The organism is Halobacillus sp. BBL2006, from assembly GCF_000786645.1.
Classification (GTDB): Bacteria; Bacillota; Bacilli; order Bacillales; family Halobacillaceae; genus Halobacillus.
Map to the genome: position 1 here is coordinate 1 of NZ_JRNX01000736.1, position 1,658 is coordinate 1,658.

Consider the following 1,658-nt stretch of genomic DNA (forward strand, 5'->3'; position numbering starts at 1 on the left):
TTACGGAACAGGCACTTTCAGAACTAAGAATGGATTTAGAAAACGTTTTTATTCCGGTTGATCAAATTTCTCAAAAGTGGGAGAGTCTTGAACCAACAATACAAGTGTTCTATCCTGATGTTGAAATAGAAGGCGTTACAGATTCAATTTCAACTCTAAACTTGACAGATAATATAGAGACACGGAAAGCTGCATTGTTTCAAATCGACGACTTACTTGAGCATACAACGTCATTCACCCTCGATGCCTTATTGTGGACGGCAATTATGATAGGCGGTACAATTATCTTGACACTATCTTATGTGTCCATAAGAAAATTTAAAGGTGGTCAAGCAACTTTACCTTCTCGCAAGAGTGAAAATAGTTGATTTTTTCGCTCAGTTTGACTAAAATTGACCTAAGTAGTGAATACAACCAAGACGGAGGAATGAAACATGGAGTTTCTCATATACTTTGCGCTAATCTTGATTATCCCTTTCTGGGCTCAATCAAAAGTTAAAAGTACGTATAAAAAATATTCAAGAGTGGCTACTTCCTCATCAATGTCAGGAGCAGAAGTAGCGAGAAAAATATTAGATGATAATGGCTTATATAATGTTGCAGTAGAAGAAGTGCGAGGCAAGCTTTCCGACCACTACGATCCTCGTTCAAAAGTTGTTCGTCTATCTTCAGACAATTTTCATGGAAGATCTGCAGCTGGCGCAGCTGTAGCTGCCCACGAGGTCGGTCATGCAATCCAAGACGCCCAAGATTATGCCTTTTTGCGTTTCCGAAGTGCACTAGTGCCAGTGGCGAGCTTTGGATCAAATATATCATTTATCTTGATCATAGCCGGTTTCTTAATGGGAATGGCTAATTTGGCTCTTGTAGGAATTATTTTCTTCTCTGCTGCCGTGTTGTTCCAGTTAGTTACTCTGCCAGTAGAATTCGACGCATCCAATCGTGCGATGAATCAATTGGTTTCAACTGGGATCATCCGCAACGATGAAGAACGTCAAACGAAAAAAGTCCTTAATGCAGCAGCGATGACTTATGTAGCTGCCGCATTGGTTGCCGTAGCAGAATTGCTCCGTTTTATTCTGATGTTTGCCGGCATGGGTGAAGAATAATAGTAGTTTAAACACCCCTGATCTATAATAGATCAGGGGTGTTTTTTGGCTTTTATCTATTCTTCTAGTGGGTTTTTGTTTTCGTCCAAAGTAAATCCTTCTCCCATAACGTCATGGACATGGCTGACCGCTACAAATGCGTGGGGATCAATGTCATCGATGATTGTTTTTAACCGGACGATTTCGTTTTTTCCAATTACGCAGTATAGAACATCTCGTTTGTCGCCTGAAAAAGATCCTCTTCCTTCTAAGACGGTCACTCCACGATCCATTTCTTGCATAATTTTACTTGAAATTTGATCGCTTCTTTCAGAAATAATTGTTGTCCCTCTTGCCGCATAGGCCCCTTCTTGAATGAAATCGATTACTCTTGCACCAACGAAGACTGCGACTAGCGTGTACATTCCCTTAATTGAATTGAGATATGTGATAATCGAAATGAAAATAACTACGGCATCGAACATAAACATGGCTCGGCCCATGCTCCAGCCTAAGTATTTATTAATTAACCTGGCGATGATATCGACCCCGCCTGTCGTCCCGCCGTAT

At 40.8% G+C, this 1,658-nt stretch carries 3 protein-coding genes; 2 read left to right on the top strand and 1 reads right to left on the bottom strand.

All coding sequences use genetic code 11. The features are described from left to right. Both LD39_RS19060 and LD39_RS19065 read left to right on the top strand, forming a co-directional pair. Positions 1-368 (top strand): sporulation protein YpjB (locus tag LD39_RS19060; protein WP_035551877.1); only part of this gene is annotated, 368 nt, incomplete at its 5' end. Positions 369-434: 66 nt separating this feature from the next. Beyond that, a complete protein-coding gene (locus tag LD39_RS19065; protein ID WP_035551880.1) occupies positions 435-1,109 on the top strand; it encodes a zinc metallopeptidase in 675 nt (224 codons plus the stop codon). A gap of 56 nt (positions 1,110-1,165) precedes the next feature. On the opposite strand, the gene LD39_RS19070 is transcribed toward LD39_RS19065, so the two are convergent. Then, on the bottom strand, positions 1,166-1,658 hold a 493-nt coding region (locus LD39_RS19070; RefSeq protein WP_035551882.1), incomplete at its 5' end, for a YitT family protein.